The organism is Paenibacillus sp. FSL P4-0338 (genome assembly GCF_038002365.1).
GTDB lineage: Bacteria > Bacillota > Bacilli > Paenibacillales > Paenibacillaceae > Paenibacillus_AQ.
Genome location: NZ_JBBOCG010000001.1, coordinates 1,514,008 through 1,529,747, shown reverse-complemented (window position 1 = coordinate 1,529,747; position 15,740 = coordinate 1,514,008). Strand labels below are relative to the sequence as shown.

General features: G+C 51.8%; 15 protein-coding genes. 1 reads left to right on the top strand and 14 read right to left on the bottom strand.

All coding sequences use genetic code 11. From position 1 onward, the window contains the following. Positions 1-17 precede the first annotated feature (17 nt). From MKZ07_RS06660 to aldA, 14 genes are all read right to left on the bottom strand, one after another. A complete protein-coding gene (locus MKZ07_RS06660) occupies positions 18-776 on the bottom strand; it encodes an ABC transporter ATP-binding protein (RefSeq protein WP_341025228.1) in 759 nt (252 codons plus the stop codon). A gap of 3 nt (positions 777-779) precedes the next feature. Further along, positions 780-3,110, bottom strand: a complete 2,331-nt coding sequence (locus tag MKZ07_RS06655; RefSeq protein ID WP_341025226.1) for an ABC transporter permease — start codon at positions 3,108-3,110, stop codon at positions 780-782. 33 nt (positions 3,111-3,143) lie between these two features. Continuing rightward, on the bottom strand, positions 3,144-4,262 hold the full coding sequence (locus tag MKZ07_RS06650; RefSeq protein WP_341025224.1) for a HAMP domain-containing sensor histidine kinase: 1,119 nt from the start codon (positions 4,260-4,262) through the stop codon (positions 3,144-3,146). Continuing rightward, positions 4,259-4,948, bottom strand: a complete 690-nt coding sequence (locus MKZ07_RS06645) for a response regulator transcription factor (RefSeq protein WP_341025221.1) — start codon at positions 4,946-4,948, stop codon at positions 4,259-4,261. The genes MKZ07_RS06650 and MKZ07_RS06645 overlap by 4 nt, the downstream gene beginning before the upstream one ends. A gap of 185 nt (positions 4,949-5,133) precedes the next feature. Then, positions 5,134-5,844 carry a Crp/Fnr family transcriptional regulator gene (locus MKZ07_RS06640; RefSeq protein ID WP_036693844.1) on the bottom strand — a complete coding sequence of 237 codons (711 nt, stop codon included), beginning with the start codon at positions 5,842-5,844 and terminating at the stop codon, positions 5,134-5,136. Positions 5,845-5,890: 46 nt separating this feature from the next. Then, positions 5,891-6,073 (bottom strand): rubredoxin, encoded by a 183-nt coding sequence (gene rd, locus MKZ07_RS06635; protein WP_036693846.1) that lies wholly within the window; start codon positions 6,071-6,073, stop codon positions 5,891-5,893. Positions 6,074-6,105: 32 nt separating this feature from the next. Next, positions 6,106-7,317 carry an NAD(P)/FAD-dependent oxidoreductase gene (locus MKZ07_RS06630; protein ID WP_341025219.1) on the bottom strand — a complete coding sequence of 404 codons (1,212 nt, stop codon included), beginning with the start codon at positions 7,315-7,317 and terminating at the stop codon, positions 6,106-6,108. A 16-nt stretch (positions 7,318-7,333) separates the two neighbouring features. Beyond that, a complete protein-coding gene (locus tag MKZ07_RS06625) occupies positions 7,334-8,572 on the bottom strand; it encodes an FprA family A-type flavoprotein (RefSeq protein ID WP_341025217.1) in 1,239 nt (412 codons plus the stop codon). Positions 8,573-8,803: 231 nt separating this feature from the next. Then, on the bottom strand, positions 8,804-9,508 hold the full coding sequence (locus MKZ07_RS06620) for a class I SAM-dependent methyltransferase (protein WP_076153892.1): 705 nt from the start codon (positions 9,506-9,508) through the stop codon (positions 8,804-8,806). Positions 9,509-9,717: 209 nt separating this feature from the next. Further along, positions 9,718-11,133, bottom strand: a complete 1,416-nt coding sequence (locus MKZ07_RS06615; protein WP_341025213.1) for a M56 family metallopeptidase — start codon at positions 11,131-11,133, stop codon at positions 9,718-9,720. Positions 11,134-11,142: 9 nt separating this feature from the next. Continuing rightward, complete coding sequence (locus MKZ07_RS06610) at positions 11,143-11,517, bottom strand: BlaI/MecI/CopY family transcriptional regulator (protein ID WP_036693854.1); 375 nt, start codon at positions 11,515-11,517, stop codon at positions 11,143-11,145. Between the two features lie 89 nt (positions 11,518-11,606). Further along, positions 11,607-12,497 carry an alpha/beta fold hydrolase gene (locus tag MKZ07_RS06605; protein ID WP_036693856.1) on the bottom strand — a complete coding sequence of 297 codons (891 nt, stop codon included), beginning with the start codon at positions 12,495-12,497 and terminating at the stop codon, positions 11,607-11,609. A gap of 15 nt (positions 12,498-12,512) precedes the next feature. Then, positions 12,513-13,121: a DUF2239 family protein gene (locus MKZ07_RS06600; RefSeq protein ID WP_036694183.1), complete on the bottom strand. Its 609-nt coding sequence runs from the start codon at positions 13,119-13,121 to the stop codon at positions 12,513-12,515. Between the two features lie 237 nt (positions 13,122-13,358). Further along, positions 13,359-14,804 (bottom strand): aldehyde dehydrogenase, encoded by a 1,446-nt coding sequence (aldA, locus tag MKZ07_RS06595; protein WP_341025210.1) that lies wholly within the window; start codon positions 14,802-14,804, stop codon positions 13,359-13,361. Positions 14,805-14,995: 191 nt separating this feature from the next. On the opposite strand from aldA, the gene MKZ07_RS06590 reads away from it, so the two are divergent. Continuing rightward, positions 14,996-15,739, top strand: a complete 744-nt coding sequence (locus tag MKZ07_RS06590; protein ID WP_341025208.1) for a (Fe-S)-binding protein — start codon at positions 14,996-14,998, stop codon at positions 15,737-15,739. Position 15,740 lies beyond the last annotated feature (1 nt).

Genomic DNA, 15,740 nt, shown 5'->3' with positions numbered 1-15,740 from the left:
CACGTGAAGATGCTAAACTAGACGGCCACATGCGCCATCCGGGCAAGCACCTTATCCCCTCTAGCTTGCAGATCCCCGCCGCTGAACTTTGCCAGTGTCAGACTGGAAACGATATGCCCGTCCCTCGTGAACAATACCCTGTCTGCTCTGGCGGCGACTTTCGCGTCATGGGTTACAAGCATAATGGCGGTTCCCGCTTGATTGATAGCTACCAGCAGCTCCATGATTTCCTCTGCGGCCTTCGAGTTCAGCGCACCGGTTGGCTCATCGGCAAACAGAATCTCCGGCGTATTGATCAGCGCACGGCAGATTCCGGCCCGCTGGAGCTGGCCGCCTGATACCTCCGTGGTATCCCTGTTTTCCAGCCCGGCAATGCCTGTCTGGATCATCAGGTGTCTCGCTTTTTGCGCGAGCTCCGCTGTGTTTCTCATGCCATCCTGCACAGCGGGAAGCAAGATATTATCCAGCAAGTTCAGGTTCCTCAGCATCGTAGGCGACTGAAAAATAAACCCCATCCGGGTCCGGCGAAGATCCGCAAGTATATTTTCACGGAGACTGGATAATTCTGTATCGCCAAATTTGACCGATCCCTCAGTAATCTCATCCATGCCGCTGAGCGCGAACAGCAATGTGGTTTTGCCTGAGCCTGACGGTCCCATCACAGCAACAAATTCACCTTCAGTTATATCTACGTCTACTCCATTCAACACTGTGGCCTGTTCTATACCCTTACGGTAAGTTTTCACAATATGGGTACCTGTAATGATGCTTCTCATCTGCTAAGCCTCCTTGATATGCCCGGCAATGGGTAAGGCCTGGATGCCGGAAATGCCTAACCTGGTAGCGGCAACAACACAGCCTGCAATCAGCAGGGGCGAAATGAAATAGACAAACCACGGATTTACCGCGAAATGGAAGGCTGCTGCGCCGAAGGAAGACACGATTGCCACCCCGGCAAGTTCCCCCAGCGTATTTGCCAAAAGCGTACCAGTGATGACACCCGGCACCAGCACAGTGATGGAACGCGAAAGATACTGCCTGCGAATATCCCTGCTAGTGAAGCCAATAGATTTCAATATTGCTATAGGATAACGATCCTTTGACACTAACATCATCATAAATAGCGTTGTTACCAGCAGTGTGAGCAGAGCAGTTGCCACAGTAGCGACAATGGATGCCTTTTGTATGGCCTTGCGCATAGGACCGAGCATCTGCCCGATGGTCTCGTCGATCCCGGTAATTTTGGCGGAGGGGAATTGTTCCCGGTACTGTGATATTGCTGCCTGAACACTCTGACGGTCACGGAACGTAACCGCTATCCCGATGCTAAGAATCTCCCCGTGATTCATATCAAAATTCACCTGTGCTGTACGCCCGCCGTTCGTAACATCGGAGTAAATTCCGCACACCTTCAGGTGCTTCTCCGTGCCGTCAACGATAACAACGAGTTCATCCCCAACATTCTGTTCAAGGTCTTCCGCATTCAGTACCGAGAGCGCGATCTCCGCTTCCTCTTGCGGCGCACGGCCTTTGGAGTACGTAATCGGAAAAGCGGAATAGTCCCCAAAGGTCACCCGCAGCTTCTCTAGCATTCCATCATCCGTTCTTCTCTCTAGCATCCGGCTGGTGAATAATGCATATTTCTCAACGTTCTTATCTTCATTCAGCCGAGCTGCGACCTCCTCAGCCTTCCCCTGAACATCCTCCACCTGTGTGCGCAGTACTCCAATATTCACGTCGCTGATGCCCATACCCATATTGGTGATGAAGCTGGGGGCAGAGATCGTACGGCTGATATTGTACGGCACAATCATAATGAATGAAGAGATGACCAGCACCATCGTCATGGTGACATACATCTTCTTACGGGATAGCACATCCTTGACGCCAAGAAAGATATTTCGGGTGAACAGCCTGTTGTGACTCAGCCGGAAGCTTCTGCCCGGTTTCGAGGATTCACGGGATGTGCCGAACCTCACCGCCTGCGCCGGGGAGATGTTACGGAAGCGCCGCAGCACACCATTCACATATATCATGACCACCACGAAGATGAGCACTGCCCCCGTAAGCCCGCAGAGCAACTCGGGGAACCAGCTCCCGCTATCGCCCATGTACAGATGTATATTTTGCATAAAAGGGATTTGGAGCGGCAGAGAAGCCAGGAAGCCCAGCATACAAGCTACACCCGTGATCGCGCCGTATTTCGCAAGGTACAGCTTCTTAATCTGTGATACCCGTATCCCGATGGCCTTCATTACGCCTATTTCCTTATAATCCTCTTCAATCGTTGCCAGTAGCGTAAAGCGGATGCACAAGAACGCCACGATGATGACCAGAATGCCGATCAACACCAGCACAGCAATCATAATGCCGTCCGTAATGCCGTTAATCATCTTCACTTGATTGTACGTGATCGCAGGCGGACCATTGGCCGGGAGTCCCGCATCCAAATACGCTGCCTCAAATGCCGGATAGTTAACCCCCTCGTACAGCCGGAATTCAATCAGGTGCTCCAATTGTCCAAACTCACGAACCCTCTCGAAATCCGTCTGGCTCACAAGGAACCGTTTGGAGCTTACCAGCGCCGCGTTCATGGTCGAATCCCGCAAAAAACCGGCAACGCGGAAGGAAATACCGTGGATCGTCACTGTATCTCCAAGTACTGCGTTCCCTTCCTGCCTGTAATAGACAGGGACATAGATTTCACCGTCAGCAGGATGAATCACCTTACCGTTTAAGTCCAGCAGGTAGTCGAACTTGTTGCCCTGTACGGAAAGACCGTTGTCTTGAATGCTTCCAGCAAGCGTATCGTTCCCGATCACAATCTCTGCACCCTCGATATTGAGGAACTCCTGCACCTGATATTCCTCAACACTTCCGTTCGTGTCCGCGAAGTGCCGCAACTGGTCCATATCAACATTGCCTGTATGCATCTGCATGAAATGGAGCGCCTTCGCCGATCGAAGCATGTTATCAATTGCGCCGGACAGATTCACTGTAAGCGATGCGGCGAGCGAGGTCAGCATGGCAGCAACGAGGATGAATGCCATAATCGTGCCGGTGATCAGCTTGCTTTTGCGCAGATCGTTTTTAATAATTTGTAAATACATGTCACTCCTCCGTCTATTTGTGTCCTTACAGATTTAGCCTATAGGAAAACTGAGGACGAACTCCTTGGTATAGGGCGGGGCTGCGTCCAATACGCTAACCCCGCCGGAATGCCGTTCCATCACCTTGTGCACAATTGCCAGTCCTAGCCCTGTTCCGCTGCTGGTGCTTCTTGAAGCGTTGCCGGAGACAAACGGCTCGAACAGATTGCCGGCGATAGGCTCCGGGATCGCTGCTCCATTATCGGCAATATGGATTGCAATCCGGCCAGGTTCATCCGTTAATCCCACATATAACAGGCTGCCTGACGGGTTATGGCGGATTGCATTGGTTAGCAGATTGCCGATAGCCCGGCTTATTTCCAGCGGGTCTGACATGTAAAACACGGGATGGTCCGGTAATTGCAGCTCTAAGTTCATTTGCTTACCTTCGATTTCACCAAATAGAGTAGCGCAAGATATCCGAAGCAACTCCACAAGGTCAACCTTCACTAAGTTCAACTGGTAACCGGGCGCACCCAGTTTGGAGTAGGCCAGCAGCTGGTCAATCAATTGGTTCATCTGCCCCGATTTCGCTTGGATCGCCAGATGGTATTCCCGCTGTTTGTCAGGCTCCTCAACCAACCCGCCTGCCAAGGCCCCGGCATAGCCGGAGATTGTTGTCATGGGAGTTCTCAGATCATGGGCGATATGCGAGAACAGCTGCATCCGCTCACTCTCCATGTTCATCCGCTGTTCTTCGGCATCCTTCAGCCTCTGCGCCATATAGTTGAACGCATCCCGCATGTCTCCAAATTCCGTTTCCGTCTCAAAATCCAGTCTGGTATTCAAATGGCCCGAGGTCACCGCCTTGAATCCTTCTTCCATCTTCCTTACAGGCTCCATAAGCTTCCTGTTGATCCCGCGCCCGAACAAGGTAATCCCGATAAAATACACGGCAGCTGTAATAAGAATCCAGATCACGGACAACGTGACCTGAAGTGATTCCGTTCCCTTAGCCAGCGGGGAAGAGGCCAGCTCCGCGAAGTTCATCCCATTCTTCCATGTAAGCAGACCGAACAATAGCTCCAGGACCAGCAGCGTCAGCGCAATGCGGAAGGTATAGCCTATGAATCTGCGCATGATGACTCTTCTGAAGCTGCGCTTATTCTTCATGGATGCACCTCCAGCCGATAGCCTAATCCCCGCACGGTTCCAATGGACACTCTACTGCCGCCGGGAAGCTTGGCGCGCAGCTTGCTGATGGCCACCATCACCGTATTATCATCTACGATAGCCGTCTCCTGCCAGGCCGCTTCATACAGCTGCTGCTTGGTGTATACGCGACCCGGGCTTTGCATAAACAGCTTAATGATGTTAAATTCTGTTGCGGTAAGGTGAATTGTCACGCTGCCCCAGTATAGACCGCAAGCAGAAATGTCCAGACACAGCTCCCCTGCCATCAGCATATCCGCTGCGGAGTCCGCTGCACCGCCGCTATAGCGGCGTAATTGGGCTTTAATTCTTGCCAGTACCTCCAATGGGTCAAACGGCTTAGTCACATAATCATCCGCGCCAAGGTCAAGCCCCAGAATTTTCTCGTGATTCTCTGTCTTGGCACTAACGACGATAATAGGCAGATTGCTGTGCTCTCTCAAGCCCTTAATCAGCTGATAGCCATCAAGCTCAGGCATCATAATGTCGATGACAGCCAGATCAACCCGTGCAGCTGCAGCCTGCTTCAGTGCTTCCCGGCCGTTACCGGCCTGGATCACGGTATATCCATCCTTTTCAACATACAGGCGCAACAGCTCCCGGATCTCCTTCTCATCATCCACAATCAGAATCGTTTGATTCATCATTCACCTCTCCTCCCGCCCATCCCGCAAGGCTGTAAGTCCATTATGTTGACCCTACCTTTCAGTTAAACACGGGTAACCTTAACATTGCCTTAAGATTTGTCATACGAACGGGCTGTCCATACCAAAAAGCGGCATTCCCCATCAACGAATGATAGAAATGCCGCATAATCTATATTTAGCTCTTCTTATATTCCCATGAACCGCTCCACACCCGCCGGGTCCATGACGACCATCTGCTTGTTGCCGATCAGCTTGATCAGGCCGGAGTCCTCGAATCGGGAGAACTTCCTGCTGATCGTCTCCCGGGTCACTCCGACATAACTGGCCAGCTCTTCGCGGGACAGCGGCAGGTCGATATGTACGCGTCCGCCGCGTGGCTTGCCGTATTTCTCACTCAGCTCCATAATCATATAAGCGATCCGGATTTCCGGGTCCTTGGTCGCCAGGCTCTGTGCCAGATTCTCGGTGTGGGCGAGGCGTTTGGTTACGCTGGAGAGCAGGCGCAGGGAGATGTCTGGATTCTCGGTCATGATCTGCTCCATATCGCTGCGGGTCAGCAGGCAGATATTGGTGTCTTTCAGCGCATACGCACTGAAGTTGCTAAGCTCGTCGCTGTTGAAAATACTGAGTTCCCCGAAGAAATCCCCGTTCGTCAGGATATGTAAAATCTGTTCCTTCCCTTCGGGCGTGAGCTTGGATAATTTCACATGTCCCTGCTGAATAATGTACAGCGTATCGGACGGTGCGCCTTCGAGAATTAGCGGCTGGCCCTTGGTGAATTTGCGGTGCTTAATCATGGCGCTGATCCGGGTAAGATCCTCATCGGTCAGCGCGGCAAAAATCGGTACCTTGCGTGTACAAGGTTCTGCGGCGTGCTGGCAGGAATGCTCTTTCATACCGTTCCCCCTGTAATGTGAAATGTGAAGCCTTAGCTTTAATCCTCTATTGGGTAATTGTGTTCTTCTCTTCGACAGGTACGAAATGGCTGGTGTCCTCACCGCAGACCGGGCAGACCCAATCCTCCGGCAGATCCTCGAACGCTGTGCCGGCAGCTACATCCTCATCGGGATCGCCTACCGCCGGGTTGTAGATGTAGCCGCAAGGGGTACAGATATATTTTTTCATCGTAATCAGCTCCTGTTATTATGGTTAGTGAATTAATTCAATACAGCCTGCGTTTCTGCTATAATCTCGTCAATGCTCATGCCGTCAGCACTTCCGCTCAGCCGGACGCCTTGCTCAACAGCCGCCTTGTAAGCCAGCGAAGCTGCAGCACCCTGCCAGGACAACGCCCCGACAATGACATGATCCTTCACAAAAATCCGTGTATACTCTCCATTCTCTTCACCGCATACCGACTCATCGCAATTCCGCTCATCGGTGTTGCCGATGGAGAATAAGGACACCCCGAACGCATTGAACAAGGTCACCGGAACCGCTCTGCGGTATACACTCCGGGCTTCAGCCATATTGCTTCCTGCGATCTTGCCCTGTTCCATCGCTCCGCCCCACAGGCCTTCCACCAGCCCGTCGAACTCGGCAACGTCCCCGGCTGCATAGATGTTCGGTGCACTCGTCTGCAGATATTCATCCACAACAATGCCGCTGTGGACCTCAATATTCGAGTCGTCAACCAGAGCAGTATTCGGAACAATCCCAATAGAGTAGACCACATGGTCACACGGGAAGCTCGTGCCGTCATTCAGCGTAACCCCGGTGACGTACTCTGTACCCTCGATGGAAGCCACGCCCGCTTGAAGAATCACCTTCACCCCGGATTGTTCAAGGGTTTCTTGCAAAAGCTTGGAAGAGTAGCTGTCCAGTTGTCTGCCCATCAGGGCGGGTGCGTATTCAACCACAGTCACGTTATATCCTGCTTCGTGAAGCGCCCAGGCGGTCTCAATCCCCTGCACCCCTCCGCCGATGACCGTTACGCGGCTGCCTTCCTTAAGACCGTCCTTCAGCCGGTCTGCATCAGCCAGCTCCCGGATGGTGTGTACGTTAGCAAGTCCGGCACCCTGAATGGTTAATGCGCGGTTCTTCGCCCCCATGCAGAGCAGCAGCTTATGGTATTCCACACACTGGCCGCTCTCTGTCTCTATCGTCTGGCGCTCCGGGTGGATAGACACGATGCGGGTGGACGACTGTACGGTGATGCGGTTATCGCGGTACCATTTCTCCTTCTTGATCAGAACCTTCTCGCTGTGCAGGTCGGTGAACAGGCCCTTGGTCAGCTTGATCCGGTTATACGGCAGGCCGCTCTCTTCCCCGATGATCGAGATTTCCGAGTCCGCGTCCTGATCGCGGATCGCTTTGGCGGCATGGACGGCAGTTACACCGCCGCCAACAATTACGTAATGCTTCGTCATGTTCGCTTCCTCCTCCCTAGATTGAACTGAGCAGCAGATCCGAGACAAATTCGGTTGCATGCTTAATCTTCTGGACCTTCTCAGGCTCTCTTGGGGAGAATCTTACCCGAACGGGGAACTCTACATGGGTCATGCCGGTGGTTTTGATAACCTCAGAGGTACTCTGTACAGTCATATTCGTTCCGTTCAGATAATCCTGAATGACCTCGATCGCTTCTCCGCTCCAGCCGTAGGAGCCAAACGCAGTAGCAAGCTTGCCTTCCAGATTCATCTCATGCATACCCTTCAGCACTTCCTCCAGGTTCCCGATCATATCCGCATACTTCGTGGAGCTGCCGATGAAGACGGCGTCTGCCGATTCTATGCTGCGCAGGATGTCTGCGGTGCTGCTTTTATCTGCGTTCCAGACTTCTGTCTCAATATTGTTCTCCTTCAGGCAATTCTCAATGATTGCGGCCATCTTCTTCGTGCTGTTCTTGATGGTGGTATAGACAATGACAGCCTTCTTGCCCTGGGTGGTCTCCCGGCTCATGGTGGCGTACAGCCCGATGAACTTAGGAATGTCCTCGCGGATCAGGAACCCGTGGGATGGCGCAATCATGCAGATCTCCAGATCCTTCACTGCTTCCAGCAGCGTTCTTACATATCTTCTGTGCGGGTGGATAATCGCTGCATAATAGCCTTTGTAATCTTCCGTGATATCGAAACCTGCTTCATCACTGAACAGATGCTCGGCAGCCACATGCGTACTGAAAATATCGCAAGGGAACAGGATCTTGTCTTCCACACAGTACGTAATCATCGTCTCTGCGGTGTGGAGGTACGGCGTTTCTTTGAACAGCAGGGTTTTGCCGCCGATATCCAGCGTGTCTCCGTCCTTCACCACCAGGAAGTTGCGGCTGTGCAGCTTATACATCTCCTGCAGCTCAGGCACAGCGATCTCGGTGCAGACAATCGTAGCATTCAGGGCCTGTGCTGCCAGTGCCGCAAGTCCGCCGGAGTGGTCAGGCTCGGTATGGTTAATGACAATGTAATGAATATCCATAAGGTCAATCATTCCGGCGAGACACTCGGCATATTCGCGGCCGAATTCCATATCCACGGTATCGATTACGGTCGGCTTGCCGGTTTTGAGGAGATAGGAGTTATAGGTGGTGCCCTTGGCGAGAATCAGGCGGTGGAACGGAACTTCGCGATTGTCTATTTTGCCTACCCAGTGGATGTCGCCTGCGATTTGTCTGGTCTGTGTACTCATATGTGTTAGCCTCCAATATTTGATTGATAATCCTTATCAGCAACCTCATTCTATTACGCCAGCCGCTTAAAAAGGAGGATTCAAATCAAATTTCGGAAGTTTGTGAAACCTTTCATTTGGCATACTCTTAATGTAGCCTAGTTCACGGAAGATGTGGTGCGTGTGGTCACAGGCGGGGAGAAAAACTCTAATTACCTCCATCACTATCAAAAAAGGCCGATCTCTATAAGATCAGCTTTTCTTGGCAACAAAGGTTATGCAATCAGAGGTCAACTTGACGGGCAGCCCGTTTCTGTTGATCTCAAATGCTAAGGGTTTTACGATCAGCTGCTCTATCTCCCATCCGGCAAACTGCTGTTTCAATAGTTCAATCATTCTTTCAGTAGACAGATTCACTTCAAACATGGGGTCCAGCTCTTGCTTATTCTCTAGAAGCATTTCCCGGATATTGGACGCGATAATAATACAATTCGCCCCGCCTGCCCTTGTCCCGGCATTCATTTCACTCAGTTTCTGCTCCAGTGCCTGTGCCGAACTAACATGCTCCAATGAGGATACGGCTATGATAATATCATATTCATTGGGTTCAATGAAGAAGTGTTCAATATCAGATAGAACAGGTACAATGTAAGGCTCGACACCGAACTGCTGACTGTAACTCTTCAGCTTCGCTATGGCTGACTCCAGCAAGTCTACACATACAACTTTCCCATTCCTAGGCTTAACCGATTCGGCGATCGGAATGCTATTCCGGCCAACCCCAGCTCCCAGATCCAGTATGCTAATGTATTCTTGATCCTTATACTGATTGATAAGATTAATGACTGTAGTAACGGGTTTGTGCAGCCAGGAGCCTGGTTGAAATAACTTGCTGCTCTCATAACATTGATCATGATATATTTTCTCTTCGGATCTGATCCTCGATAGCCTGTCCATTCCTTCGCCCCCAATACTTCAAATTATCCTCATACTGAAATACTCTACCCCAATAAATTCAGAGGGGCGCGGCCGGGAGAAGTGTAACTTATCTCTATTAATATAGTCAGTATCAAATCAAAACGCAAAGAACAAGAGCAGCTCCACATGGAAGCCGCTCCTGTCATTGATAATATTGTTCACAATATAATTACACAAGATATCTTATGTTACTTAGAAGGTGCAGGAGCCGGCACCAGCTCGGGAAGAGCCTCTACCATGGCCTTTTCCCGCTCAGGTACTGGTGCAGGGGCAAGCCCGGAATCCGATTGGGCAGCACTTGCTTTTGGCACGGTTACGGGAGCACTTTCAGCAGGGGATGCTACAAGCTCAGGCAGCGGCTGCGCAGTGATGTCTGCTTGAGCAGCTCCAGGAGCCACTTCAGCGGGAACCGTTACAGAATCAGCAGATTCAGCGGGCCCGGCAACGAGTTGTCCTGCTGTATATTCCTGGGCGGGGATGGTGCTGCTCTCGGCAGGCTCGGTGCCAGATACTTTGGCAGGCTCGGTTATTTTACCCTTGGGCACTTTAGAAGCTGCAATTTCGGAAGCCGCATTGTCAGAAGAAGTATACTCCGAGTCGGCGACAACTTTCGGCGTCATCTTAGAGGCCAATGCTGCAGTAGATGTGCCGATTCCGGCGATTAACAGTGCTGCGGCAACCGATAGGAAGAGGGTCTGTCTGTTTAGTTTTTTGACGTTAAGCATATGGGATAATCTCCTTTGTAATTGTTTGCCGTCACCGGATAATGAGGCGTAGAACGCTCCGGGGTGACTGGCAGGTCCTGCCATAACATTCAGAATCGTCCCGCCGTAACGTTTGCGGTCGGCATGAGACATCTTCTGCACAACCTCCTGGTCACAGGTCAGCTCGCTCCAGGTATGAAGCTCATGCCGGACCGTATGAACCAGCGGATTATACCAGTGCAAGGTACGGGCGAATAGCAATGCAGCTTTGATCCACAGATCCTTCCGCTTCAGATGAACCAATTCATGGCGCAGGACCATCTCCATATCCAGATTGACATGACTCTCTACAGGCAGATAGATCGCCGGTCTCCATAATCCTGCCAGAAAAGGACTGCGTGCGACATGACTGAATGCGAGCTTCACGCTACAGGTGAGTCCAAGCTCCTCCTTGATGCTTCTCAGCATCATGGCTGTCTCGCTATTCTCCGGTACCATGGTCCGGTTACGCTTAAGCACTCTGGTGAACCTGCGGTACGCATACCCTTGCCAGGCGGCAAAAGTAATGGCTCCCGCTGCCCAGATCCCTAACAGGATATAGGCCGTACTTGTGGTAAGGGCTAGAGTAGGCTGCAGAGATTCCGCTATATACCCTGTTATCCTCCCGCTCTGGGGATTCTGTACACCTGTGGCTGCGTGCGGCACAATCAGGTGTTGGGATAGCCACGGCAGGATAAGAGCTATAGGGAACAAATAAAAGACTAAGGCCAGCTTAATGAGTCCGTAACGCCATCGGGCCGGGAAATGTCCGGTGGAGAACCTCCCCAGTACCTGTATACTGAGTGTCACTACGCTTCCGGCAACGGTTAGCGGGATTAGAATATCGAGCAAGGTCTTCATCGTCATCACCTACTTTTCCGAGAACCATTGCTTCAGCTCGTCAATATCCTGGTCCGACAGCTTGTCGCCGTCATACATAGCAGAGATCAGATTCTTGACCGAACCCTGATACAGCCCGTCCAGGACATGCTGAGTCTCCACCAGCTTATAGTCCTCAGGTGAAATGCCGGGTACATACTTGTTCAGCCGCCCATGCCGGGTAGCCGTCAGAAACCCCTTATCCACTAATCGTGACAAAAAGGTAGATATCGTCTGCGCCTTCCAATCCCTTCCCTTATGCGCGAACTGGTTCAGCAGCTCCGTTGAAGTAACTGGCGGTGTACTCGCCCAAATGGCTTCCATTAACTCTAATTCTGTATCCGATAGCTTCTGAATCTTGTTCACCGTGAACACCTCATATGTCTGTTATGCGTCCATAACATTATTACTACACTACGTAGTAGTTATAATCTACTACACAACGTAGTGGTTAGTCAACTGCGCTGAGCCGTCCGCTCAATAGCATCGATCATCTGCTGATACAACTGGTGCGGCAGGTCATGTCCCATGCCTTCAACCAGCATCAGCTCAGCGCCCGGGATGGAGGAAGCGGTGTCCTCGCCGCACGCCGGAACGAACAGAGGATCGTCCATCCCGTGAATGACAAGTGCAGGGACCTCAATGGCTGCCAGCAGCGGACGGCGGTCACCGGAGACCGCAATCGCAGCAATCTGCCGTCCCACACTGCCCGGGTCGTAGGCCCGCCGGAATTCCTCCGCAATGAGTGCCCGGTAAGCTTCTTCATCGAATGGATGGCCGGTACCGGCAATACGCTTGGCAAAAGCCATGCTGTGCGCTAAAAATCCTGCCTCATCCTCAAACGGGTTCGGCCCCGGGGCAGTCATCATCCCCATCACCTCCGGGGAAGCCTGCGGAAGGGAAGGATTCCCGGACGTAGACATGATGGACGTGAGCGACAGGACCCGGTCCGGGTACTTACTGGCAACAAGCTGGGCGATCATTCCGCCCATGGACCGGCCAACGATATGTGCCCCGTCAATACCCAGGGCATCAAGCAATCCGATCACGTCACCGGCCATGTCATCAAGCGTGTAAGGCATGTCCGGCCGTTGACCCGACATGAGCGCAGCCGCCAAGGCATTGAAATCCATAGCCGGGTAATGGCTGTAATGGGTGGAGCAGCCCGTGTCCCGATTGTCAAAACGGATCACCCGGAAGCCCCGGGCCGCTAGTTGTTCACAAAATGGAACAGTCCAGCGGATCATCTGGGTTCCAAGTCCGGCAATCAAGATCATCACCTCGTCATTATCATTGCCGAAGCTGTCGTAAGCCAGCTCAATGCTATTCGTCTGTATAATGTTCATAGTGTCTGTTCTCCTTCAATTCTTCTTCTGTAATGCAACTGCAGCTAACTGCTTCACATGGTTGCGGATATCAGGTGCCCAGTCTTGGGTACATTGGTCCAAACGCTCCGCATCACCGGCATACAATGCGCGCAGAGCTTCTTCATAATGGCTGAAATCCCCGGCCATGGCTGTCATAAAGGCATAAGCTGCTTCTTGTGACTTGCGGATGGTACTCTGCTGTTCTCCGGTACGGCGGGCTTCATCAACCAGCTTGCGTAAGGTTACCGATGCCCCTCCAGGCTGGGCTTTGAGCCACTCCCACTGCCTTGGCAATAAAGTAACCTCACCGGATACAACCCCCAGCTTGGGCCGTCCGGCCCGGCGCGTGGTCTGGGGATTCACTTCTGTAGCGGTTGACTCACCTGAAGGTTCTGCTAACCGCGTAAGCACATCATCTGTTGTCCCGTGATAATCAACATCTATCGGCTTCCCCGTGGAATCGTCAAAGATAAGCACCCGGGCCAGTTCACTGTCACTCAGCCTCCCCTTCACTGTAGTAACCACCTGCTCTAATGAACCGCTGGAAACAGCTTCCGCTCCCAAAAATGCCGTGCAGTAAGAATGCGTCTGTTCATTACTCATACTCATGTTATAGGTTGACCTCCTTCTATTTGATTTAATTATACCCGGGTAAAAATATAAATGCAATATTACCCGGGTATAATAATGAAATAGCTAAGAATAAAATCACACTAACGGATGGATAATGTAAAATTCATGCTGCCCAAGCACACTACGTACCTGCCTCTCCGAAAAACACCAAAAAACGGCCCCCAAACAAGGGCCGCCTCACCAAAGCAGCAAACAGTCGCTGCGTATTCAGTTAACCGATTTGTCGTACTGCAAGTAGACGACATGGGTCTGGAGGTATTCGTTCAAGCCGTGCTTGCCGTCAGCGCCGCCGATGCCGGATTTTCTCCAGCCTGCATGGAAGCCCTGCATCGCTTCGAAATTCTCGCGGTTGATATACGTCTCCCCGTACTTCAGCCGCTTGATTACTTTCATGGCGACGTTCAGATTCTGCGTATATAGCGATGAGGTTAAGCCAAATTCACTGTCATTGGCGAGGGCAATCGCCTCATCCAGAGTTGAGAACGTAATGACGGGGATGACCGGACCGAAAATTTCATCCTTCACAATCTCCATCTCATTCGTCGCGTCTGTGATCACTGTCGGCTCGAAGAAGCTGCCTGCTCCTTCAACTTTTTTACCGCCCAGAGCGATCTTGGCTCCTTCTTGAACGGCCCGGTCCACCTTCTGCTGTACCGATTCCTGCGCGGCCTTGTTGATAAGCGGTCCCATCTGAATGTCCGTGTCCTTAAGCGGGTCTCCGTACTTCACGGCCTTCATCGCTGCAACCAGCCGAGTGGTGAATTCCTCCTTGATATCTTCATGGACATAGACACGCTCCGCACAGTTACAGACCTGACCTGTATTAATGACCCGGGAAGCCACAATCGCCTGAACAGCCAGCTCCAGATCGGCATCCTTCATTACGATGGCAGGTGCTTTGCCGCCCAGCTCCAAGCTGACCTTGATGATATTCTCAGCCGCCGCCTCCATAACCTTCTGCCCTGCAGGTACGCTGCCCGTAAGACTAACCATACCTACCTTGGCATTACTGGACAGCTCGTTGCCCACTTCTGCACCTCTGCCTGTAATAAGGTTGAATACACCCTTAGGCAATCCGGCCTGATCCACAATCCGGCTGAACGCCATGGCATTGTTAGGAGATTCAGCGCTGGGCTTCACGACAATCGTGTTGCCGGTGATGAGCGCCGGGGCCATTTTTCTCGCAATCAGGAAGAACGGAAAGTTCCAGGGCAGAATGCCCGTGGTGACGCCGATCGCTCTTTTGAATACAAAAATATGCTCATTATCACGGTCGCTCTGAACGATCTCCCCTTCATAACGCCGTGCCCATTCCGCCATATAATCTAAATAATCCGCAGTGAAATGAACCTCTACGGTGGATAATTCCAGCGTCTTACCGACTTCCTCCGAGATCAGCCTGGCGATGCTGTCCGCCTCTGCCCGGATGCCGTCAGCAATCGCATGCAAGTACTTGCCGCGCTCTACCGCCGGAGTCTCCTCCCACTCTGCCTGGGCTTGCTCCGCTGCATCAATGGCACGTATGACATCATTCCTGGTTGCCTTGGGAACCTGTGAGATGACTTCGTCGGTCGCCGGATTGGTTACTTCCATCCACTCTTTGCCTTCGGATTCCGTAAATTGGCCGTTGATATACATCAAATGCTTGGTCACTGTTTCTCCCCCTCAAGGTAGATTATTCCATTGTAGATTATTCCATTTCTCCAATTACCCATCCATAGTGTAAACGCTATCAATATTTATTGTCAATAAGTTTCACATTTTTTATTTGTTTTTGTGTTGTTTTTCATTGACTTATTGAGTTAAGCTGTGAATATAGGTTTTCATTGATGGGAGGGATGGGAGTGCGAGTCAGTATTTTTTCCACTTGTCTGGTAGATCTTATGGCTCCGAATGCCGGTATTGCCATGGTTGAAGTTCTGGAGCGGCTCGGCTGCGAGATTGATTACCCCGCTTCACAGGTGTGCTGCGGCCAGCCTACGTACAACAGCGGTTATCTGCAAGAATCTAAGCTTGCTATGCAGAACATGATGCTGGCCTTCGAGGCTTCGGATTATGTCGTAGGTCCGTCCGGCTCCTGCATTGCTATGTTTCATGAATATCCGAAGATCTTCAGCGGGGACCCGGAGTGGGAATTGAAAGCGGTTGCTCTAAAAGAAAAATCATATGAACTCACCCAGTTCATTGTAAAAGTGCTGGGGGTCACCGATGTCGGTGCCACGCTCGAAGGAACGGCTACCTACCACCGCTCCTGCCACATGACCAGGCTGCTGGGCGAGAAGGAAACGCCCTTCCAGCTGCTGGAGCAGGTGAAGGGACTGAAGCTTGAGCCGCTCAAGAACAGCGACAACTGCTGCGGGTTCGGCGGCACTTTTGCGGTGAAGATGCCTGAAATCTCCGGGCAGATGGCCGATGAGAAATGCGGCTGTGTGCTGGATACCGGAGCCGATATCCTGATCAGTGCAGATATGGGCTGCCTGATGAACATCGGAGGGCGCCTGTCCCGCAAGGGTGAGCCGGTACGCGTCATGCATATTGCAGAGGTGCTCAACCAGCATACGCCTGCCAATCATAAAGGGGGAAACTGAC